This is a genomic window from Niveibacterium sp. 24ML (assembly GCF_026586805.1).
In the GTDB taxonomy this organism is placed as follows: domain Bacteria; phylum Pseudomonadota; class Gammaproteobacteria; order Burkholderiales; family Rhodocyclaceae; genus Niveibacterium.
Map to the genome: position 1 here is coordinate 25,511 of NZ_JAPFHA010000030.1, position 21,794 is coordinate 47,304.

Sequence of the window (21,794 nt, forward strand, 5' to 3'; positions counted from 1 at the left end):
TTCCTCTTTTGACGAAACGGCGCCAGGGTGCCTGGCGCCGTTTTCATTCGTCCCTACCCTCCAGTCCAAATTCGATGCAGGTGACACTCGCGATCGACTGTATGGGCGGTGATTTTGGCCCTTCGGTCACACTGCCGGCAGCCCGCAAGTTCCTGCGCGATGATCCATACGCCAGCGTACTGCTCGTCGGCTTGTCTTCAATCGAGTCAGACGCGGCGGCGCTCGCTTCTGAATTCTCCGGTCGTGTCCGTTTTGTGCCTGCGACTCAGGTCGTTGAAATGCACGAGGCGCCCGCGTCGGCGATCCGCGCGAAAAAAGACTCGTCGATGCGCATCGCCATTAACCAGGTCAAATCCGGCGCTGCTCAGGCTGCCGTGTCTGCCGGCAACACTGGGGCGCTGATGGCGATTGCGCGATTTGTCCTCAAGACGCTTGATGGCATTGACCGCCCGGCGATTGCTTCGATTCTCCCGGCGATGAACGGTCAGACCTATGTGCTTGATCTGGGCGCAAATGTCGACTGTTCGGCCGAGCATCTGTTGCAGTTTGCGATCATGGGTTCAATGTTGGTCTCCGCCCTTGAGCACAAGGAGCGGCCAACGGTTGGTCTGCTCAACATCGGCGAGGAAGAGATCAAAGGCAATGAGATCGTCAAGCGGGCGGCCGAATTGCTGCGTGATAGCGGCCTGAATTTCTACGGCAACGTCGAGGGTAATGACATCTACAAAGCGACGACCGACGTCGTGGTTTGCGATGGTTTTGTCGGAAACGTTGCGCTCAAGGCGTCAGAGGGTGTCGCGCAGATGCTGGCGACAACCCTGCGCGAAGAGTTGACGCGCTCCTGGTACACGAAGGCGGTCGCCCTGCTGGCGGCGCCCGCATTGCGGCACTTCAAGCAAAGAGTTGACCATCGGCGCTACAACGGCGCGGCTTTGCTCGGGTTGCGCGGCGTGGTGTTCAAGAGCCACGGCTCTGCCGACGCATTTGCATTTGAGTGCGCGTTGATGCGTGCTGCCGAGGCGGCACGTAACCAGGTGGTCGATCGGATTGCGGCGCGGATGAGCGCACATATGGCAACTGAGGAGGTGACGCAGTGATCTATTCGAAGGTCGTAGGGACAGGCAGCGCGTTGCCGGGGGAGCCGGTGACCAATGACGATCTGGTCGCGCGCGGCATCGATACGACCGATAGCTGGATCATGGAGCGCACCGGGATTCGCGCGCGCCACCTTGCTGGTGAGGGGGTCACTTCAAGCCAGCTTGGCGCGCAGGCGGCACGCAAGGCGCTGGAGGCGGCCGGGTGCGCGGCGGCAGATGTCGATCTGATCATTGTTGCGACCTCGACGCCGGATCAGGTCTTCCCGAGCACCGCTTGTCTTGTGCAGTCGGCCCTGGGTGTGTCGGGTTTCCCGGCGTTTGATGTCCAGGCCGTTTGCAGTGGTTTCGTTTATGCACTGACGATCGCTGACAAGTTCATTCGCTCTGGCTCGCATCGCCGCGCCTTGGTCATCGGCGCCGAAGTCTTTTCGCGGATCATTGACTGGAACGATCGACGCACTTGTGTGCTGTTCGGCGACGGTGCCGGCGCTGTGCTGCTGGAGGCCTCCGACAGCCCAGGATTGCTCGCAACCTCGTTGCGTGCAGACGGTAGCCAGCACGAGATCCTCGAGGTGCCGGGCAATATCAGGAACGGCCATTTTGAGGGCTCGCCATTCGTTCACATGGATGGTTCGGCGGTGTTCAAGCTGGCCGTGCGCGTATTGGGTGAGGTGGCGGTTGAGGTGCTTGAGCAGGCGGGTCTCGCGCCGGATCAGCTGGACTGGCTGATTCCCCATCAGGCCAATATCCGGATTCTGCAGGCAACCGCCAAGCGCCTCCATTTGCCATTCGAGAAACTGGTGGTGACGGTCGATCGGCACGGGAATACGTCTGCGGCCTCGGTGCCGCTGGCGCTGGATACGGCGGTGCGCGACGGCCGAGTGAAACCCGGTCAATACGTCATGCTGCAAGGTGTGGGTGGCGGGTTTACCTGGGGCGCAGCACTGCTGCGCATGTAATCCCGAGTGAGGACATGATGACTTTTGCTTTTGTGTTTCCTGGTCAGGGTTCGCAATCGGTCGGCATGATGGCCGCTTACGGCGACTCGTCGATCATCCGGGCGACGTTCGACGAGGCGTCTTCGTCTCTCGGCGAAGATCTTTGGGCGATGTGCAGCGAAGGGCCTGCGGAGCGTCTTGCGCTGACCGTCAATACGCAACCTTTGATGTTGACCGCCGGCGTAGCGGTCTGGCGCGCCTGGTTGGCGGCGGGCGGCGCCAAACCGGCTCTGATGGCGGGCCATAGTCTGGGCGAGTACTCCGCCTTGGTCGCGGCGCAGGCCTTGTCGCTGGCGGACGCCGTGAAATTGGTGCGTTTGCGTGCGCAGGCGATGCAAGATGCGGTGCCGGCTGGCACAGGTGGAATGGCCGCGATTCTTGGTCTTTCGGCGGACTTGGTTGCTCAGGCGTGTGCCGACGCGGCTCAGGGTGAAGAGGTGGGTGCTGCCAACCTGAACGATCCGAATCAGATTGTGATCGCAGGTCATGCGGGTGCGGTTGCTCGCGCTTGTGAGCTCGCAAAATCCTTGGGCGCCAAGCGTGCGCTACCTTTGCCCGTCAGCGCACCCTTCCACAGCGCCCTGATGCGCCCAGCAGCCGAACGCTTGCGGGTGGCACTAGATGGCGTCGACGTTTGCACGCCTGTAATCCCGGTTATCAATAATGTCGATGTTGCGAAGCTTGCTGACCCGGCATCGATCCGGGATGCGCTGGTACGGCAGGCCTATTCGCCGGTTCGTTGGATCGAAACCGTGCATTCGATGGCGGCGCAAGGTGTGTCGCGGATCGTCGAGTGTGGGCCCGGCAAAGTCTTGATGGGCTTGGTCAAGCGCTGCGCGGCAGGCCCCGAGGCCTTGGCTTTGTCCGACAGTCAGAGTCTTGACACCGTACTCGCATTGACAAAAGAGGAATTGGCATGAGCGCTCTAGAAGGACAAATCGCGCTGGTGACTGGTGCGAGCCGGGGCATCGGCCGCGCAACGCTGCTTGAGCTTGGGCGCCAAGGAGCTGTGGTCGTGGGGACCGCGACATCCGATTCGGGCGCGGCTTCGATCACTGCCGCACTGGAAGAGGCGGGTCTGAAGGGCGCAGGCTTGCGTCTTGACGTGACCAATCCGGATGACTGTGAAGCCGCTATCGCAAAGATTGAGGCTGATTTTGGCCAGATCGCGATTCTGGTCAATAACGCCGGAATCACGCGCGACAATATCGCAATGCGGATGAAAGACGACGAGTGGGATGCGGTGCTCGATACCAATCTTAAAGCCGTGTTCCGAATGTCCAAACTGGTCATGCGTGCGATGATGAAGGCGCGCTACGGCCGCATCGTGAATGTCACGTCGGTTGTCGGTTCTTCTGGCAATGCCGGGCAGGCGAACTACGCTGCGGCAAAGGCAGGCGTTGCGGGCATGACACGCGCACTGGCGCGAGAGCTTGGCAGCCGCAGCATTACCGTGAACTGCGTTGCGCCTGGATTCATCGATACCGATATGACACGCGCGCTCAGTGATGGGCAACGTGATGGCTTGCTTGGGCAGATCGCCTTGGGGCGTCTTGGTCGTCCTGAAGAAATCGCGGCGACGGTGGCGTTTCTGGCGTCGCCGGCCGCAAGCTATGTGACGGGCGTGACCCTTCATGCTAACGGCGGTATGTATATGTCCTGACTGGGCTGATGCCTAGGCAGGATAGGCCTTCGGGCCGTTTTTGTGGTTTCTTTTTTGATAAAATAGGGCGGTTAATCACCCCCGCTATATGGGAAGGAGTAGTCAATGGAGAACATCGAACAACGCGTCAAGAAGATCGTTGCCGAGCAACTCGGGGTCAATGAGGCTGACATCAAGAATGAGTCTTCCTTCGTAGACGATCTTGGCGCTGACTCGCTGGACACCGTTGAACTGGTCATGGCGCTCGAAGAAGAATTCGAATGCGAAATCCCGGACGAAGAAGCCGAGAAGATCACCAGCGTTCAGCAGGCAATCGACTACGTCGTTGCCAACAAGAAGTAAGTCGTTCTTTTAACCTTCTTACTCGATCCGGAGCGCACTTTGGGCGGTCGTAGAGTCGTCATCACCGGACTGGGCATCATCAGCCCGGTCGGTAATTCAATCTCCGAAGCCTGGGACAACATCCTGAATGGGCGTTCCGGCATCTCCCGCATCACGAAATTTGATGCTACGACCTTGCCGGTGCACATTGCCGGCGAGGTCAAGAATTTTGACGTGTCGGCGTATGTTTCCGGTAAGGAAGCGCGGCGGTATGACACGTTTATTCATTTTGGCCTTGCAGCGGCAATCGATGCGCTGAAGGATGCCGGGATCGCTGAGCATCCGGCTGACGCAGAGCGGGTTGGCGTTTGCATCGGGTCTGGTATCGGAGGCTTGCCTCTGATCGAAGATACCTGCCAAGCCACTGCACAGGGTGGGGCGCGCAAGATTTCGCCTTTCTTTGTGCCGGGGTCAATCATCAACATGATCTCTGGCTTGCTGTCGATTCAGTACGGATTCAAGGGGCCGAACTTCGCGACCGTCAGCGCGTGTGCAACTGGCAATCATGCAATCGGTGAAGCGCAGCGCTTGATCGAGTACGGCGATGCCGATGTGATGATCGCCGGCGGAGCGGAATCCACCGTGTCCTTCCTTGGGATGGGTGGCTTCTGTGCAGCACGTGCTTTGTCGGGCCGTAACGACGACCCGGCAGGGGCGAGCCGGCCTTGGGATGCGGAGCGCGACGGCTTCGTGCTGGGCGAAGGTGCTGGTGTCTTGGTGCTCGAAGAGTATGAGCATGCCAAGGCACGTGGCGCCAAGATCTATGCCGAATTGGCTGGTTACGGCATGAGTGCCGATGCCAACCATATCACCGCCCCTTGCGAAGATGGCGAGGGTGCTTCGCGAAGCATGCGCAATGCACTGCGTAACGCAAAGGCGGAAGTGAGCGATGTGGCCTATGTTAACGCGCATGGCACTTCGACGCCTTTGGGTGACAAGGCTGAGACAACGGCGGTCAAGCGTTGCTTTGGCGATCACGCATTCAAGCTTGCGGTGAGTTCTACCAAGTCAATGACCGGCCATCTGCTTGGCGCAGCAGGCGGAATCGAAGCGGTCTTTACGACCCTGGCAATTCGAGACCAAGTCGCACCGCCAACGATCAACCTGCATTCTCCGGGTGAAGGTTGCGATCTGGACTATGTGGCCAATGTCGCCCGTCCGATGGCGATTGATGTGGCGATGTCCAATTCGTTCGGATTTGGCGGCACCAACTCGACCCTGGTGTTCAAGCGCGTGTAAGAGACTGCCTTGCTTGTTGAAAACCCGATGAGGCTCGAGGGCGTAGTTCGCCCCCGGGCCTCTTGGCTTTTCTGGAGTGGCGTTGCGATCTTGCACGGGGTGGCCACGTTTGCGCTGCTGGTGACGCCAGTGCGCCTGGGCGGCGTATTTGTGGCGGGCCTGACGCTGATCGGCGGTTCGGCGGTTCTGGGGTTTGTGCAGTGGCGACGAAGTCGAGCGCTGGTTTTCCGTCTGGCAGACGACGGCTCAGCCTACTGTGTTGCCGACGCAGGCGGCGCCGAACCCGCGATTGAGTTTGCGCGATCGACGCGCGACTTGGGGGTCATCCTTGTTCTTGTCTGGTCCGAGGCGGGGAGCCACGCAGTTCGACGGACGATTGCGACGCGAGGCGCGCTGAGTGGGGCTGAATGGAGATTGCTGCGCGCCTGGTTGCGTTGGCGCATGCCTAGCGTTGACGGGTCCAGCGTGGCTGGCCCGCCGGCCAGCGCGGATTCCTGATCACGATGGATTTTCCCTCGGCCTGCGTGGCGGGGTAGTCGCGACTGAAGTGAAGCCCGCGGCTCTCTTTTCGCGCCAATGCGCCGCGCACGATCAATTCGGCACTGACCACCAGATTCCGCAACTCGATCAGATCATTGCTGACGCGGAAGTGCGCGTAGTACTCGTCAATTTCGCGCGTCAACAGAGCAATTCGATGCTTTGCGCGTTGCAGGCGCTTGGTGGTACGGACGATGCCGACATAGTCCCACATGAACCGCCGTAGCTCGTCCCAGTTGTGGGCAATGACCACTGCTTCGTCCGCGTCGGTGACCTTGCTTTCGTCCCATTCGGGCAGCGAGTCGGCGATGTCTCTCGGGTTGGCGCAGATGTCGCGTGCAGCGGCCTCGCCGAAAACAACACACTCCAGGAGCGAGTTGCTGGCCAGCCGGTTTGCCCCGTGCAGGCCGGTACATGCGGTTTCGCCAACCGCATACAGACCCGGCAAGTCGGTGCGCGCGCGCAGATCGGTCAGTACGCCGCCGCAGGTGTAGTGCGCAGCCGGCACCACCGGGATAGGTTGGCGGGTGATGTCAATGCCCAGTTCAAGGCAGCGAGCATGAATGTTCGGGAAGTGGCTCTTGATGAAGTCTGCTGGGCGATGGCTGATGTCCAGATAGACGCAGTCAGCCCCGTGCCGCTTCATTTCATAGTCGATCGCGCGCGCAACGATGTCCCGCGGCGCAAGCTCAGCACGTGGGTCGTGGTTGGGCATGAATCGAGTGCCGTCAGCGAGCTTGAGTAAGCCGCCTTCGCCGCGCACCGCTTCGGAGATCAGGAACGACTTTGCTTGCGGGTGATAGAGACAGGTGGGGTGAAACTGGATGAACTCCATGTTCGCGACGCGGCAGCCCGCGCGCCATGCCATTGCGATGCCGTCTCCCGTCGCGGTGTCCGGATTCGTCGTGTAGAGGTAGACCTTTCCGGCGCCGCCGGTGGCAAGGACGGTGTGCCGAGCTGCAAAGGTCACGACCCGGTCGGCGGTGATGTCGAGGATGTAGGCCCCCAGGCAGCCCTCGTCACCCCGACCCATGCGATGCGCGACGATCAGGTCGACGGCAATGTGGTGTTCGAATACGCGGATGTTCGGATGGGCGCGAACCTTCTGTGTAAGCGTCTCCTGAACGGCGGCGCCGGTGGCATCCGCAACGTGCACGATGCGGCGGTGGCTGTGTCCGCCTTCGCGCGTCAGGTGCATGTTGAGCGGGCCTTCTTCGGCGGGCGTGAAGGGTACGCCTTGCGCGGCGAGCCACTGGATTGCCTCGCGTCCGTGTTCAACCACGAAGCGCGTGGCTCCGGTGTCACAGATGCCGGCTCCGGCGATATGCGTGTCCTGGACGTGCGCATCAATTGAGTCCATCGGATCGACGACTGCCGCAATGCCACCTTGTGCCCAAGCACTGGCACTGTCTTCAAGCTGGCATTTCGTGACGAGAGCGACGGAGTGCTGGTCCGCAAGACGCAGCGCAAGCGATTGGCCGGCGAGGCCGCTGCCAAGGATCAAAACATCGAACTGGAGCACGGGGTCTAGGGGCGCAAGAGACGCGCGGGCAGAAGGGGTTTTGAATATAGCACGCAGCCGCCACTGCCATGCCAGGCTTGATCAAGCGCTAAAGCCCCTTGTTACGACTGAACTATTTTCGCGGGGCCGGGTCTGTTGCGGTGAAGGCGGATGCCCCGTGAGGCTGGGTTATACTCGATTGGCGCCAATCAGAGCGCGAACCAATCCCAAGATACCCTGCCCAATGAGTGATCGTCAGATAGACCAGCAACTAGTCGAGCGTGCGCAGCGCGGGGACAAACAGGCTTTCGGCCTGCTTGTCTCGAAGTATCAGCGCAAGCTTGGGCGGTTGTTGTCGCGGATGATCAGGGACGCGGCTGAAGTCGAGGATGTGACCCAGGAAGCATTCATCAAGGCGTATCGCGCGCTGCCGACGTTTCGTGGCGATAGTGCGTTCTACACATGGTTGTACCGGATCGGGATCAACACAGCAAAGAACTATCTCGTATCACAGGGGCGGCGCGCCCCGACTTCGACCGACATCGATTCTGATGAAGCCGAAGGTTACGAAGAGGGCGACTTGCTGCGCGACAACGACACCCCGGAACGCTTGCTGGCGACCAAGCAGATTGGCGAAACAGTCAATCTGGCGATGGAGGCCTTGCCCGAAGAGCTTCGCACCGCGATTGTGCTGCGTGAGATCGACGGTTTGAGTTACGAAGAGATTGCGACAGTGATGAACTGTCCGATCGGAACGGTCCGATCACGGATTTTTCGCGCACGGGAAGCCATTGCAGAGCGTCTGCGGCCCTTGCTCGATACGAGTCCGGATAGAAGATGGTGAGAGACATGACTGAACAGATTTCCGCCTTGTTCGATGGCGAACTCGACGCGGCAGAGACCGATCGAGTGATGCAGGCGTTGCGAGGCGATCACAGTGCCCGCGCCAGATGGAGTGAATGCGCGCTGATTGGCGATACGCTGCGTGGCGAGGCTGAGTTCTCGAAGGATCTCACGGCGGCGATCATGGCGCGGCTGGACGACGAGCCGACCGTGCTGGCCCCGGTTGTACGGAGCGCACCTGCTAATCGTGGTCTGCGTTGGGATCGTTATCTTCCTATCGCCGCCACGGTAGCCGGTGTTGCGGTTGTCGGCTGGATGGGCTTGCGCAGTGAAGTGGGGCCCGCTCAGATGGCGCTGGTGAAGCCGGCGGTGGTGGTTCAGCCGGTATCGGCCAATGATGCGGATCGTGCATATCTGCTGGCGCACCACGGTTATTCGGGTGCCCAAACGGTTCCTGCTGTTGGGTATTACGTACGCACAGCTTCCGAGCAAGGTGGAGCGCTCGCACGATGATGCGTGGTGTGATCGCCTGCGTCGCCGCGCTCTGGTGCGCCGGGGCCGCAGCCGCTGGCGCGACACAGGAGGCGCTTGACTGGCTCGCGAAGGTTAGTTCAGCCTCACAGCGCTTGAGCTATGCCGGGACCTTCGTTTATCAGGCAGGGCGAACGACGGAAACGTCCCGTATCACCCACATCAGTGATGCAACCGGCGAATACGAGCGCCTGGAGACCCTTGACGGACCACCGCGCGAAATCGTCAGGGCCAATGGCGATGTGCGTTTCTACCTTCCCGCAGAGCGGGTTGTCATTACCGATCGTGCGGTGCAGCGCCGCTTTCCGGCTTGGGCGCTCGTCTCCCCTGAGCATTTGATCGCAAACTACTCCGCGCGGCTGGGGCCGGTCGAGAAGATCGCCGGCATGTCGGCGCGTCAAATCGTGATGGAGCCGCGCGATGGTATGCGATATGGCCATGCGTTCTGGGTTGAGCCTGCAAGCGGTCTGATGCTCAAGTCGCGGACCATGGATGCGACGGGTGCCACGGTTGAGCAGTTTGTCTTCTCGGAAGTGACCGTTGGCGGCGTGATCGAGCGCGACAAAGTCCGCTCGCGATTTGCCAGCACCGCGAGCGAGTGGCGGGAGCTGAATGTGCGTGGCGAGCCTGCCAAGCTGCAGGACAGTGGTTTTCACTGCAATTTGCAGGTGCCGGGCTTCCGCCAAGTCAGTGTGGTGAAACGTCAGATCAAAGGTAGCGGTAGCGAGGCGTTCCACCTGGTGTTCTCTGATGGTTTGGCCACCATGTCTGCCTTTGTTGAAACGGTGGCTGCCGACAAAGCCCCGCCGGTTGTGGGAGAGAGCCTCGCCGGGCCCACACGTATTTACAAACGGGTGCTCGGTGGCAAATACCTGGTGACCGCCATGGGCGAAGTGCCGGCCGAGGCCGTGCGGCGATTGGCGGAATCCATTGAGGTTCGCGATAAATGAACGTTCGTAAGGCGGTCGTGCTCCGCATGGAAGGTGCCGCTGCAATCGTGAAGCTGGATGCACAGGGCGGTTGCGGGCGTTGCGCCGAATCGGGCGGTTGTGGCTCTGACGTGTTGGGGCAGTTGTTCGGGCCGCGTTGCCGCACTTATCAGGCCGAGGCGCTTCACCCATTTGCTGCTGGCAGTGAAGTCGAGGTCAGTGTTGAAGCTCGCGCGCCGCTGATCGCAGCGCTGCTGGCCTATGGTGTGCCTTTGATTGGCCTACTGCTGGGCGCGTCGCTGGGCGCCTTGTTCGGAGGCGATGCAGCGGCCGCTGGCGGTGCCGTGGCGGGCCTTGTGCTGTCCGCGATTGTTGCTACCGCAGCCGTTCGCCGCCGCGGCGCACAGCTGCGGGTGCGGATCCTTGAAACTGATCAGACCGGTTCATGATTTGCGCCGATAGCATCTTTTCTCGGGCGCTAGGCAGTCTTGCCTTGAGCCTTGCCTTGGTGACGGGGCCGGCCATGAGCAGTGCGTTAGCCCGCGACCTGCCGGAGCTTGCGGATCTTGTCGATCGATCGGCTCCGGCTGTGGTGAATGTGAGCACGCAGCAGCTTGCTAAACAGGCAAAGCGCAGTGGGCCGGATGCGCGCGATCCGATGCAGGATTGGTTTCGGAAGTTCATGCCCAAGCATCCTCAGGTGCCTCGAGATGAGGAGGACGAAGAGGGCATGGGTTCTGGTTTCATCATCTCGCAGGATGGCTACATCCTTACCAATGCGCATGTTGTCGATGGCGCTGACGAAATCTTGGTAAGGCTCACCGACAAGCGTGAGTTTCGCGGCCATCTTGTCGGGGCTGATCGTCGCTCCGACGTTGCATTGATCAAAATTGAAGCGACCGGGTTGCCGAAAGTGCAAATCGGCGATGCCGGAAAGCTGCGTGTGGGCGACTGGGTCGTCGCCATCGGCTCCCCGTTTGGTTTCGATCACACGGTGACCGCGGGGATTGTCAGTGCGAAAGGGCGATCGCTTCCCGACGAGGGGCTGGTTCCCTTCATACAGACCGATGTTGCCATTAACCCGGGCAACTCGGGTGGGCCCTTATTCAACTTGAAGGGTGAGGTCGTCGGCATCAACTCGCAGATCTATAGCGAGACGGGGGGCTTCATGGGGCTGTCCTTTGCGATCCCGATTGACGTCGCGATGGATGTTCAGGGGCAGCTACGTGCCGCAGGCCGTGTGACCCGGGGGCGCATCGGCGTCACTATCCAGGAGGTGACCAAGGACGTCGCAGACAGTTTTTCGTTGAAGAGTCCTCAGGGGGCTCTGGTCAGTGCGGTTGAGCCGTCCAGCCCGGCAGACCGTGCCGGCATCGCGGTCGGTGACGTGATCTTGAGATTTGATGGCAAGGTGGTGGCGTCGTCGACAGATCTGCCCCGGGTGGTCGGCGCCACGAGACCGGGTTCAAGGTCGGTCGTTCAGATCTGGCGCCGTGGCGCTGTGCGAGACCTTGGCTTGATTGTGGAAGCGTTTGCGGAAGAGCCGGTCAAGCTTGCGGCGCGTGCGCCAGTCAAACGGGCGGATAGCGCAGGATCAAACCGCCTCGGGCTTGTCGTGGCGCCGCTGAGTGCGGACCAGCGCAAGCAGATGCGCAAGGAGGGCGGTGTTGCGATCAAGGATGTGCGCGGGATAGCTGCCCGAGCGCAGTTGCAGGGTGGAGACCTGATCGTGGCTGCCACACGGAAGGGTTTGCCGGTCGAGTTTCGCAATGTCGAGCAGTTCAACCGGTTTGCTGCGGCGGTGGATCAGGGCGAGAGCGTGTCTTTGCTGGTTCGTCGTGGGGACACCCAGAGCTTCGTCAGTTTGCGAGTGCCGGAGCTGCAGTGAGGCTTCAGGATCCGGGTGGATCGGCTATACTCGCGCGTTGTCCAACTTGATGGATTCCTGAGAAGGGTGCGGCAACGCGCCCTTTTTTCGTGGCATGCAGCACATCAGAAACTTTTCGATCATTGCTCACATCGATCACGGCAAGTCGACCTTGGCGGACCGACTCATCCAGCGCTGCGGCGGTCTGGCCGATCGTGAAATGGAAGCCCAGGTGCTTGACTCGATGGATATCGAGCGCGAGCGCGGGATCACAATCAAGGCTCAGACCGCGGCGCTCAGCTACCGCGCGAAGGATGGGCAGGTTTATAACCTCAACCTCATCGACACGCCCGGCCATGTCGACTTTTCGTATGAAGTGAGTCGATCGCTTGCTGCGTGCGAAGGTGCGCTGCTTGTCGTGGATGCTTCGCAAGGGGTCGAGGCACAGACGGTGGCTAACTGCTACACCGCCATTGAGCAAGGCGTCGAAGTCGTCCCGGTGCTCAACAAGATGGATCTGCCCTCAGCGGATCCGGACGCGGCGCGCCAAGAAATTGAAGATGTGATCGGGATTGACGCGATCGAGGCAATCCCCTGCTCGGCGAAGACCGGAATGGGCATTGACGAGATCCTCGAGGCGGTCATCGCGAAGGTGCCGGCGCCGCGTGGCACGCTGGATGCGCCGCTGAAGGCGCTGATCATCGACTCCTGGTTCGATAACTACGTTGGTGTCGTGATGCTGGTTCGCGTGGTCGACGGGGTCTTGCGGCCGAAAGACAAGATCCTCTTTATGAGCAATGGTGCGCAGCATCTTTGCGATCAAGTGGGCGTCTTCACGCCGAAATCGATCGGCCGTGACCAATTGTCGGCGGGCGAAGTGGGTTTCGTGATTGCTGGCATCAAGGAGCTGACCTCGGCCAAGGTGGGTGACACCATCACCGTGCTCAGTTGGCCTGCCTCGTCGCCGCTCGAAGGCTTCAAAGAGATCAAGCCGCAGGTTTTTGCGGGGCTCTATCCGGTTGAGGCGAGCGAATACGATCAGCTTCGTGAGTCACTTGAGAAACTCAAGCTGAACGACGCGTCATTGCAGTATGAGCCCGAAGTTTCACAGGCGTTAGGTTTTGGCTTCCGCTGTGGATTCCTCGGCTTGTTGCATATGGAGATAGTCCAGGAGCGCCTCGAGCGCGAGTTCGACATGGATCTCATCACCACCGCACCGACGGTGGTCTATGAGGTCGTGCTCACGGGCGGTGAAGTCATCAAGGTCGAGAATCCGGCAAAGCTTCCGGAAGTCTCAAAGATCGACGAAGTGCGTGAACCTATCATTACTGCCACGATCTTCGTGCCGCAGGATTATCTGGGCCCGGTTATCACGCTCTGCAACCAGAAGCGCGGCAGTCAGGTCGATATGCACTACCACGGCCGCCAGGTGAAGCTTGTCTACGACCTGCCGATGGCTGAAGTCGTCATGGACTTCTTCGACAAACTGAAGTCGGTTTCGCGAGGCTATGCTTCGCTTGATTACGACTTCAAGGAATACCGTACAGCAGATGTGGTGAAGCTTGACATCCTAGTGTCAAGCGAGAAAGTGGACGCGCTTTCGGTCATCGTTCATCGAGCCAATGCAGTCTATCGCGGACGGGAATTGGCTTCAAAGCTGCGCGAACTCATCCCGCGTCAGATGTTCGATGTTGCCGTTCAGGCGGCGATCGGTTCGCATATCATTGCCCGTGAGACGATCAAGGCTCTGCGCAAGAATGTTCTCGCCAAGTGCTATGGCGGTGACATCACCCGAAAGAAAAAACTGCTCGAAAAGCAAAAAGCCGGCAAGCGTCGCATGAAGCAGGTTGGCAACGTCGAGATCCCGCAGGAGGCGTTCCTTGCGGTGCTTCGTGTTGAAGACGGCAAGTAAGCCCACAACAATCACCCTGGAGCTTTCGTGGATTTTGCGTTGATTCTTTTTGTGCTGTCTATCGTCACCGGCGTGCTATGGGCTGCGGATCGATTTGTATTCCGAAAGAAAAGGCCGGCGGAAGCGCCTGAGCCGATATGGGTTGAGTGGGGGGCTGGGTTCTTCCCAATCCTGCTTGCGATTTTCTTGCTCCGCTCCTTCCTGGTGGAGCCATTCAGGATTCCTTCTGGATCAATGATCCCCACGCTATTGGTGGGGGACTTCATTCTGGTGAATAAATTCGCCTACGGTATTCGCCTTCCGGTGATCGACAAGAAGGTCATTGATTACGGAACGCCTAAGCGCGGCGATGTCGTGGTGTTCCGTTACCCGCAGAACCCAGCACAGGACTACATCAAGCGTATCGTCGGTTTGCCGGGCGACAAGATTGAATACATCAACAAGCGTTTGACGATCAATGGTGAGTTGATCGCGGTTACGCAAGTGGAAGACTACCTGCATGCAGATCGACTGCAGTACTCCCGGCGCTTCAACGAAAAGCTAGGTGATATCGAACATCAGATCTTGAATGATGCGGATATGCCGGCCTTCGTTGCGCAACCCTTGCCGTTTGCCGGGCGTGAGCACTGCACTTATACGGTTGAAGGTGTGCGATGCACGGTGCCTGCTGGCCACTATTTTGCCATGGGCGATAACAGAGATCAGAGTTCTGACTCCCGCGTTTGGGGGTTTGTGCCTGATGAAAACTTGCGTGGCAGGGCTTTCTTTATCTGGTTCCACTTCGGTGAGTGGTCCAGAATTGGTTCGTTTCACTAATGACGGAGGTGCAGATGCGAAAGCGGGAAAGAGGGATTTCTCTCGTTGGTACCATGATAATGGCCGCACTTGTCATTGGCGGAATTGTCTTGGCGATGCGTTGCGTGCCTGTGTATAACGAGTATTTCGCCATTCAGAAGGCATTCAAGACGATCGCGTCAAGCGGCGAGGCTGATAGTCCAGAGGCTGTTAGAAAGATGTTTGAGTTGCGCTCGGCTGTCGATGACATTACGTCGATTAAGAAGACCGATCTCATCATCAGCAAAGAGAACAATCGCTATGAAATAAGCGCCGACTGGCAAAGAACTGTGCCACTTGGCGGGCATGTGAGCTTATTGTTTCAGTTCTCTGCTTCGAGTTCGGTTAAGGCAGAGACAAGCAATTAGCCGTGAACCTGGATGCTCTCTCCCGTGCTTTGGGTTATCGGTTTTCGTCGTCGGCGCTTTTGATTCAAGCGCTTACTCATCGTAGCTTCGGCGCGTCGCATAATGAGCGACTGGAGTTCATTGGTGATGGCGTCTTGAATTGCGTTATCGCCCGAGCCTTGTTTGATCGCTTTCCAGATCTGGATGAGGGGGGGCTTTCCCGATTGCGCGCGGGCTTGGTCAAGCAAGACGCACTTCATGCGCATGCCTTGAGCCTCAGCTTGGGTGGGATGCTACGACTTGGAGAGGGCGAGTTGCGTAGCGGGGGACATCAGCGCCCTTCGATTCTCGCGGATGCCCTTGAAGCGATTTTCGGCGCGATCTTTCTGGATGCAGGATTCGATGCCGCGAGCAAGGTGATCAATCGGATTTACGCACGCTCAATCGCGGAAATTGATCCGGCGTCGGCGGGTAAAGACCCGAAAACTGCGTTGCAGGAGTGGCTCCAGGCTCGGCGTCATGCATTGCCGAAATACGAAATGGTGATCGTGCGTGGCGAAGCTCACTCGCAAGAGTTCGAGGTGTCGTGTTTGATACCGGCGTTGATGATAGAAACAAAAGGACGTGGCGCCAGCCGCCGCGCTGCGGAACAGCAAGCTGCGCGTGACGCGCTTGATCGGATAGAGAAACTATGATCGGCGAGACTGATACGGGCGGGAATGGGTTTCGGACAGGTTTTCTCGCGATTGCTGGCAGGCCCAATGTCGGCAAGTCGACCCTTCTTAATCATCTGATCGGGCAGAAGATCAGCATCACTTCGCGTAAGGCGCAGACAACCCGGCATCGCGTGACAGGTGTCTTGACGAACGCCACGCACCAGTTTGTCTTTGTCGATACCCCAGGTTTCCAGAAGCAGCACACGAACGCCTTGCACCGTGCGATGAATCGCAGTGTCACGCAGACGCTCGCTGACGTAGACGTCGTGCTATTTGTCATTGAGGCGGGAAAGTTCCAGACTGCCGATCGTGCTGTAATGGAGCTGTTGCCGGCCAATGTGCCCGTCGTTCTGGTGATCAACAAGATTGATCGAATTGCAGATAAAGGGCAGTTGCTTCCGTTCATTGCATCGATGGCGGCCGAGCGTGAATTTGCGGCGATCGTGCCGCTTTCCGCTGAAAGCGGTGCCAATTCAGAGGAGCTGATTAAGGCCTGTGGCCCGCTTCTTCCGGAGCAGCCTGCGATTTTTGGGGAAGACGATATTACTGACCGCAGTGAGCGTTTTCTTGCGGCGGAGTTTATTCGGGAAAAGCTGTTTCGGCTGCTGGGTGAAGAGCTTCCTTATGGTTTGGCGGTTGAGATCGAGAAGTTCGAAATTGAGGGGGCGGTGCGCCGCATCTTCGCAGCAGTGATTGTCGATCGACCCAGCCATAAGGCGATGGTCATCGGGCGCGGTGGTGAGAAGCTCAAGCGGGTGGCCAGTGAGGCCCGGGTTGAGCTTGAGAAGTTGTTTGACGGCCCGGTGTATCTTGAGGTCTGGGTCAAGGTCAAAGGCGGCTGGGCGGATGACGAGCGCGCCTTGAAGAGCCTCGGCATCGAGTAAAAGTCGGTGCTGGGTTCCGTAGTGCTCAATAAATGAGTGGCAAGCGTGTAGAGCAGCAGCCCGGATTCGTACTCCATGCATATCCCTGGCGGGAGACGAGTTTTGTTGTTGACGTGCTGTCGCGCAACCATGGTCGGGTTCCGCTGATTGCCAAAGGCGCGCGGCGTCCGCGTTCCGCGATGCGGGGTCTGCTGCTTGCATTCCAGCCGCTTGAATTGAGCTGGAGTGGTACAGGGGAACTCAAGACGCTGGTGTCGGTGGATTGGTCAGGCGGCCTTCCTTTACTGTCCGGCAGCGCACTGATGTGTGGCTACTATGCGAATGAGTTGCTTGTCCGTCTTCTGCCTCGCGAGGACCCACACCCAAAGCTGTTCGATGCGTATGCCGCCTTGCTTCAGGCCTTGGCGCATGGTCGGCCGCAGGACCTTGCGCTGCGCTTGTTTGAGCTGGCTTTGGTGCGGGAATTGGGCTACGCGCCCACCTTCGATATTGATGCGGACGGCGAACCGGTAAGTCCTGAGTGCGACTACATCTTTATAATTGAGCAAGGTCCCGTGAAATTGCAGGACGGGCAATCGGGTGAGCAGGCCTTATCAGGACAAACATTGCTTGATCTCGCCAATGCTGACTTGAGTGCATCGGAATCGCTCACTCAAGCAAAGAACTTGATGCGACGCCTGATCCATCATCTGATCGGCGGCACGCTCGAATCGCGACGTATCTTTATGGAGTTGCAGGAACTGTGATTGAACTTGGCGTCAATATCGACCATATTGCAACACTGCGCCAGGCGCGCCGTACCTATGAACCCGATCCCGTCTGGGGTGCCGTTGAGGCGCACCTGGGGGGCGCTGATGGCATTACGGTGCATTTGCGCGAAGATCGGCGTCACATTCAGGATGAGGATGTGCGTCGCCTGCGCGAACTCACCCACATCAAATTGAATCTTGAGATGGCGGCAACCGACGAAATGGTTGCGATTGCCTGCCGCCTTCGGCCCGAAATGGCGATGCTGGTGCCTGAAGGGCGCCAAGAGGTGACAACGGAAGGCGGTCTTGACATCGTTGCTAACGAATCACGGATTCGGGAGTCGATTGCCCAGCTGGCCGACGCTGGCATTCAGTCCAGCGTGTTCATTGATGCCGAATTGGCGCAGGTCGAGGCCGCGGCAAGAGTGGGCGCGCGGGTTTGCGAGATCCACACCGGCCCCTATGCCGAAGCGTTTCATCTGAAGGGGCGCGACGCACGCAGCCCAGCCGTGCTGGCCGAGATCGACAAGATCCGCGCAGCCGGAGCGGCAATCGTGGCGCATGGCATGCGCTTCAATGCGGGGCATGCGCTTAACTACTTCAATGTTCAGCCCATCGCGGCTTTGTCGGGCGTGCGCGAATTGCACATTGGTCACGCGATCGTCAGTCGTGCGGTTTTCGTCGGACTGCGCGATGCCGTTGGCGAGATGAAGCGCTTGATGCGCGAAGCGGCAGCATCACCTCATCAATATGGCTGATCAGTCGGTCGCATGATTGCCGGAATCGGTACCGACATCGTGTCGATCGCGCGTATTCGGACATCGCTTGATCGACACGGTGAAGCGTTTGCGGCTCGCATCCTCGCCGAATCCGAATTGACTGAGTTCCACGCTGTGCGCGACGGCGCCCGTTTGCTCGCCAAGCGCTTCGCCGCGAAAGAGGCGTTTTCCAAGGCGTTTGGCACTGGGCTTCGCGCGCCCGCCACATTCCATGCAATTGCCGTCGAGCATGATGAGCTGGGAAAGCCTCTTTTCGTGTATGACCGCGCTTTGTCTGATGCAATGCGCGAGCGCGGCTGGGTCGCCCATCTCTCGATCAGCGATGAGAAAGAAAGCGTCGTGGCATTTGCGGTGATCGAAACGGTCTGATCACCCTTTGGTTTGCAGCCCAATTCCGCCAGAAAAGGAACGCCCTTGAATCCGGTCCACTTGCCGCTTGGCCCCGTGATGTGCGATGTCGCAGCCTTCTCGTTGACCGATGATGAAAGGGTGCGGCTTTCCCACCCATTGGTGGGTGGTGTGATCCTGTTCAAGCGAAATTTCGAATCGCCAGAACAGCTTGCGGCGCTGACGCAAGAAATTCACGCGCTCCGCTCGCCGAATCTGATTATCGCGGTGGACCATGAAGGTGGCCGAGTGCAGCGATTCCTTGGTGGCTTCACCCGCTTGCCGCCCATGCGGGCGCTCGGTGAGCAGTGGGTACGCGACCATGTGGCGGGTCTTGAACTTGCGCGCCAGACAGGCTACGTGCTGGCTGCAGAATTGCTTGCGCATGGGGTTGATCTGAGCTTCACACCGGTATTGGATCTGGACTACGGGCGTAGCGCTGTCATTGGCGATCGTGCGTTTTCAGGTGATCCGGGCATTGTTGCTGCACTTGCCCAGGCTTTGGTGGCGGGCCTGGGTGAGGCGGGCATGGGGGCCGTGGGCAAGCATTTCCCGGGGCACGGCTGGGCTGAAGCCGATTCGCATGTCGGGATTCCGCGTGATGAACGCAGCTTTGAACAGATCTGGGCGAGCGACATCGCGCCCTATCGACATCGGCTCGGTCGGCAATTGGCCGGCGTGATGCCCGCGCATGTGATTTATGAGCACGTAGACGCGCAGCCGGCCGGCTTTTCTCCTTACTGGCTTCAGGCGGTTTTGCGGGAGCGACTGGGTTTTGATGGGGTTGTCTTCTCCGACGACCTGACCATGGAAGGTGCATCGGTCGCCGGGGACATTCTTGCGCGCGCCGCGGCGGCGCATGCGGCTGGATGCGACATGGTTCTGGTCTGCAATCGCCCGGATCTTGCTGACGATCTGCTGGCGCGCTGGGCGCCCGAGATCCTTCCGCGCAGCACGGCGCGAATTGAAGCGCTCAGGCCTCGGCAAGCAAAAGACCCGTTTGAACTTGCGGTCGAGCCGCGTTATGTCGCGGCTCAGCGAGCGGTGTCCGAACTTGTGGCGTCGCTTGGCTGATTGCCGTGAGCTTTGATCCGCGCGAGTTTCTGCGCAATCTATCGGAAGCGCCCGGCGTCTATCGAATGATCGGAGCAGGGGAGGAGGTTCTCTACGTTGGTAAAGCCAAGAACCTCAAGCGCCGTGTCACCAGTTATTTCCAGAAGCAGCATCCGAGCCCCCGCATTGCCTTGATGGTGTCGCGAATTGCGCGCGTTGACACAACGGTCGTTCGATCCGAGACCGAAGCGCTGATCCTCGAAAACAATCTGATCAAGACGCTCAAGCCGCGATACAACATCCTTTTCCGCGATGACAAGAGCTACCCCTACATCATGCTCAGCGGAGACGCATTCCCCCGGATCGCCTACTACCGCGGCGCATTTGCCAAGGGCTCGCGATACTTCGGGCCGTTTCCTGGTTCATGGGCGGCGCGCGAGAGCGTAAACCTCATCCAGCGCATGTTTCGCTTGCGCACCTGCGAAGAGAGCGTGTTCGCCAATCGATCACGCCCGTGCTTGCTGCACCAGATCAAGCGTTGTACCGCACCCTGTGTCGGCCTGATCTCGCGTGAGGATTACGCGCAAGACGTGCGTTTGGCCTCGCTGTTTCTCGATGGTCGGCATGGCGAGATCATCGATCAGCTCACCGGACAAATGCAGCAGGCCGCGGAGCGCTTTGCCTACGAAGAAGCGGCGTTCTTCCGCGATCAGATTCGTGCACTGCAAACGGTGCTTCACAAGCAGTTCGTCGATTCCGGGCGCGATGAGGACGTGGATATCGTCGCATCGGTTGAGGCGGCTGGCGTCGTCTGCGTGAATCTGGCGATGGTTCGTGGGGGGCGGCATCTGGGCGACCGGCCGCAGTTTCCGCTGGGCGGGGAGGGGGTTGGCGCCGCAGATGCGCTGCTCGCCTTCATTGAACAGCACTACCTGCAGCACCCGGCGCCGCCACGATTGATCGTCGTGGGGGCCTCGGTGGAGGCGGTTCGCGCCTTTGTCGACGATACGCTGGACTTGCGAATGGCAACGGTCGGGCCGCGCTTCGAGGCTGAAAAGGCGTGGGCGGAGATGGCCGAGCAGAATGCCAGGCAGGCCCTTGAAGTGCGCTTGCGAGAGTCGGGGCGTGTGAGCGACCAGCTTGAAGCGCTGCGCCAGGCGCTTGAGCTCCCAGAGGCGCCGGCGCGAATTGAGTGCTTTGATATCAGCCACACGATGGGCGAAGCCACCGTTGCTTCATGCGTCGTATGGGAAGGGGGCGGCATGAAGAAGTCAGAGTACCGCCGGTTCAACATAGCGGGGATCGAGCCGGGCGACGACTATGCCGCCATGAGGCAGGCGCTTGAACGACGCTACGGAAAAGTGGCGGCCGGCGAGGGTGTGCGGCCTGACCTCATCCTCATCGATGGCGGAAAGGGGCAGGTGGGCGTTGCGCACGAGGTCCTGGTCGAGCTTGGCCTTGCGTCGATTCCGATGCTGGGTGTTGCCAAGGGCGAGGAGCGCAAGGCTGGCCTCGAGCAACTGATCTTTGCCGAGCGCTCCGATCCGCTCGTCCTTGGTGGTGAGCATCCTGCGCTGCATTTGATCCAGACCGTGCGTGATGAAGCGCATCGTTTCGCAATCACTGGAATGCGCGCGCGGCGCGCCAAGGCGCGCATCGGATCGCGCCTTGATGACATCCCGGGCATCGGTCCGACACGCCGCAAGAAGCTGATCGAATCGTTTGGCGGCCTGGCTGGTGTCAAGGCCGCAACGGTGGAGGATCTGTGCCGTGTCGAAGGGGTCAGCCGAAAACTCGCAGAAGCGATCTACAATGCGCTTCGCGACTGATCGCCAGTAGCCCCACTCCACGCGCAAATGCAGCTAAATATTCCAAATACATTGACCTGGGCTCGTATCGTCCTGATCCCATTGTTTGTTGGCATTTTCTATTTGCCGGTCTCCTGGCTTTCGATGCCCGACAAGAACCTTTGGGCATGTGTGATGTTCGTGCTGGCGGCGGTCACCGACTGGTTTGACGGCTATCTGGCCCGCAGGCTGGGTCAAACGTCGGCATTCGGGGCGTTTCTCGACCCGGTTGCAGACAAACTGATGGTCGGTGCTGCGCTTGTCATGCTGGTCGAACTGGGGCGTGTCGATGCGCTGATCGCATTCGTCATCATCGGGCGCGAAATTACGATTTCCGCCTTGCGCGAGTGGATGGCCCAGGTGGGCGCTTCGCGCAGTGTTGCCGTGTCTTTCATCGGAAAACTCAAGACGACCGCGCAGATGATCGCGATCCCCGTCTTGCTGTACGACCAGACATTGTTCGGGTTGCCGGTGCACCAGACCGGCACTGCCCTGATTTGGATCGCGGCCGTACTGACACTCTGGTCGATGGGCTACTACCTCAAGCGTGCCGCGGCGGCGCTTTCTGAAGTAGAAAAGGGTTGACGCAAAGAAATTTTGGCCTATAATTCATGTCTCTGCGATGCGGGAGTAGCTCAGTTGGTAGAGCGCAACCTTGCCAAGGTTGAGGTCGAGAGTTCGAGACTCTTCTCCCGCTCCA

General features: G+C 59.4%; 23 protein-coding genes and 1 tRNA gene. 23 read left to right on the forward strand and 1 reads right to left on the reverse strand.

Features of this window, described 5'->3' with window-relative positions; translation table 11 throughout:
- Nucleotides 1-74 precede the first annotated feature (74 nt).
- The 6 genes from plsX (at nt 75) to fabF (ending at nt 5,378) form a co-directional block, all read left to right on the forward strand.
- On the forward strand, nt 75-1,097 hold the full coding sequence (plsX, locus tag OPU71_RS19280; protein WP_267729699.1) for a phosphate acyltransferase PlsX: 1,023 nt from the start codon (nt 75-77) through the stop codon (nt 1,095-1,097).
- Entirely contained in the window at nt 1,094-2,056 is a 963-nt protein-coding gene (locus tag OPU71_RS19285) for a beta-ketoacyl-ACP synthase III (protein ID WP_267729700.1), read from the forward strand. Before plsX ends, OPU71_RS19285 begins: the two co-directional genes overlap by 4 nt.
- Before the next feature lie 17 nt (nt 2,057-2,073).
- On the forward strand, nt 2,074-3,015 hold the full coding sequence (gene fabD, locus OPU71_RS19290) for an ACP S-malonyltransferase (RefSeq protein WP_324256087.1): 942 nt from the start codon (nt 2,074-2,076) through the stop codon (nt 3,013-3,015).
- Entirely contained in the window at nt 3,012-3,758 is a 747-nt protein-coding gene (gene fabG / locus OPU71_RS19295; RefSeq protein ID WP_267729702.1) for a 3-oxoacyl-ACP reductase FabG, read from the forward strand. The genes fabD and fabG overlap by 4 nt, the downstream gene beginning before the upstream one ends.
- Nucleotides 3,759-3,863: 105 nt before the next feature.
- Nucleotides 3,864-4,100: an acyl carrier protein gene (gene acpP / locus OPU71_RS19300; protein ID WP_172197857.1), complete on the forward strand. Its 237-nt coding sequence runs from the start codon at nt 3,864-3,866 to the stop codon at nt 4,098-4,100.
- Between the two features lie 39 nt (nt 4,101-4,139).
- Nucleotides 4,140-5,378, forward strand: a complete 1,239-nt coding sequence (gene fabF, locus OPU71_RS19305) for a beta-ketoacyl-ACP synthase II (RefSeq protein WP_267729703.1) — start codon at nt 4,140-4,142, stop codon at nt 5,376-5,378.
- A gap of 445 nt (nt 5,379-5,823) precedes the next feature.
- Here the strand turns inward: fabF and nadB are convergent, their stop codons facing one another.
- Nucleotides 5,824-7,437: an L-aspartate oxidase gene (nadB, locus tag OPU71_RS19310; protein WP_267729704.1), complete on the reverse strand. Its 1,614-nt coding sequence runs from the start codon at nt 7,435-7,437 to the stop codon at nt 5,824-5,826.
- A 223-nt stretch (nt 7,438-7,660) separates the two neighbouring features.
- Here nadB and rpoE point away from each other — a divergent pair, with 223 nt between their 5' ends.
- The 17 genes from rpoE to OPU71_RS19395 all read left to right on the forward strand — a co-directional run bounded on the left by rpoE (nt 7,661) and on the right by OPU71_RS19395 (nt 21,794).
- Nucleotides 7,661-8,260: an RNA polymerase sigma factor RpoE gene (gene rpoE / locus OPU71_RS19315; RefSeq protein ID WP_267729705.1), complete on the forward strand. Its 600-nt coding sequence runs from the start codon at nt 7,661-7,663 to the stop codon at nt 8,258-8,260.
- 5 nt (nt 8,261-8,265) lie between these two features.
- Nucleotides 8,266-8,772 carry a sigma-E factor negative regulatory protein gene (locus OPU71_RS19320; RefSeq protein WP_267729706.1) on the forward strand — a complete coding sequence of 169 codons (507 nt, stop codon included), beginning with the start codon at nt 8,266-8,268 and terminating at the stop codon, nt 8,770-8,772.
- Nucleotides 8,769-9,740 carry a MucB/RseB C-terminal domain-containing protein gene (locus OPU71_RS19325; RefSeq protein WP_267729707.1) on the forward strand — a complete coding sequence of 324 codons (972 nt, stop codon included), beginning with the start codon at nt 8,769-8,771 and terminating at the stop codon, nt 9,738-9,740. Before OPU71_RS19320 ends, OPU71_RS19325 begins: the two co-directional genes overlap by 4 nt.
- Entirely contained in the window at nt 9,737-10,168 is a 432-nt protein-coding gene (locus tag OPU71_RS19330) for a SoxR reducing system RseC family protein (RefSeq protein WP_267729708.1), read from the forward strand. The genes OPU71_RS19325 and OPU71_RS19330 overlap by 4 nt, the downstream gene beginning before the upstream one ends.
- Before the next feature lie 44 nt (nt 10,169-10,212).
- Nucleotides 10,213-11,607: a DegQ family serine endoprotease gene (locus OPU71_RS19335; protein ID WP_267729709.1), complete on the forward strand. Its 1,395-nt coding sequence runs from the start codon at nt 10,213-10,215 to the stop codon at nt 11,605-11,607.
- Between the two features lie 94 nt (nt 11,608-11,701).
- The gene (gene lepA, locus OPU71_RS19340) at nt 11,702-13,498 is read left to right on the forward strand and encodes a translation elongation factor 4 (protein WP_267729710.1); all 1,797 of its coding nucleotides are present in this window, start codon (nt 11,702-11,704) and stop codon (nt 13,496-13,498) included.
- A 27-nt stretch (nt 13,499-13,525) separates the two neighbouring features.
- Entirely contained in the window at nt 13,526-14,314 is a 789-nt protein-coding gene (lepB, locus tag OPU71_RS19345) for a signal peptidase I (protein ID WP_267729711.1), read from the forward strand.
- Nucleotides 14,315-14,328: 14 nt separating this feature from the next.
- Complete coding sequence (locus OPU71_RS19350; RefSeq protein ID WP_267729712.1) at nt 14,329-14,700, forward strand: DUF4845 domain-containing protein; 372 nt, start codon at nt 14,329-14,331, stop codon at nt 14,698-14,700.
- A 2-nt stretch (nt 14,701-14,702) separates the two neighbouring features.
- Nucleotides 14,703-15,374, forward strand: a complete 672-nt coding sequence (gene rnc, locus OPU71_RS19355) for a ribonuclease III (RefSeq protein ID WP_267729713.1) — start codon at nt 14,703-14,705, stop codon at nt 15,372-15,374.
- Nucleotides 15,371-16,279: a GTPase Era gene (gene era, locus OPU71_RS19360; protein WP_267729714.1), complete on the forward strand. Its 909-nt coding sequence runs from the start codon at nt 15,371-15,373 to the stop codon at nt 16,277-16,279. Before rnc ends, era begins: the two co-directional genes overlap by 4 nt.
- A 32-nt stretch (nt 16,280-16,311) precedes the next feature.
- Complete coding sequence (gene recO / locus OPU71_RS19365; RefSeq protein WP_267729715.1) at nt 16,312-17,025, forward strand: DNA repair protein RecO; 714 nt, start codon at nt 16,312-16,314, stop codon at nt 17,023-17,025.
- Nucleotides 17,022-17,786 (forward strand): pyridoxine 5'-phosphate synthase, encoded by a 765-nt coding sequence (locus tag OPU71_RS19370; protein WP_267729716.1) that lies wholly within the window; start codon nt 17,022-17,024, stop codon nt 17,784-17,786. The genes recO and OPU71_RS19370 overlap by 4 nt, the downstream gene beginning before the upstream one ends.
- 12 nt (nt 17,787-17,798) lie before the next feature.
- The gene (gene acpS / locus OPU71_RS19375; RefSeq protein ID WP_267729717.1) at nt 17,799-18,176 is read left to right on the forward strand and encodes a holo-ACP synthase; all 378 of its coding nucleotides are present in this window, start codon (nt 17,799-17,801) and stop codon (nt 18,174-18,176) included.
- Nucleotides 18,177-18,254: 78 nt separating this feature from the next.
- Nucleotides 18,255-19,268 (forward strand): beta-N-acetylhexosaminidase, encoded by a 1,014-nt coding sequence (gene nagZ / locus OPU71_RS19380; protein ID WP_267729722.1) that lies wholly within the window; start codon nt 18,255-18,257, stop codon nt 19,266-19,268.
- 65 nt (nt 19,269-19,333) lie between these two features.
- Nucleotides 19,334-21,076 carry an excinuclease ABC subunit UvrC gene (gene uvrC / locus OPU71_RS19385; RefSeq protein WP_420712404.1) on the forward strand — a complete coding sequence of 581 codons (1,743 nt, stop codon included), beginning with the start codon at nt 19,334-19,336 and terminating at the stop codon, nt 21,074-21,076.
- A gap of 27 nt (nt 21,077-21,103) precedes the next feature.
- Nucleotides 21,104-21,679, forward strand: a complete 576-nt coding sequence (gene pgsA / locus OPU71_RS19390; RefSeq protein ID WP_267729719.1) for a CDP-diacylglycerol--glycerol-3-phosphate 3-phosphatidyltransferase — start codon at nt 21,104-21,106, stop codon at nt 21,677-21,679.
- Between the two features lie 39 nt (nt 21,680-21,718).
- Nucleotides 21,719-21,794: transfer RNA gene (locus OPU71_RS19395), tRNA-Gly, on the forward strand.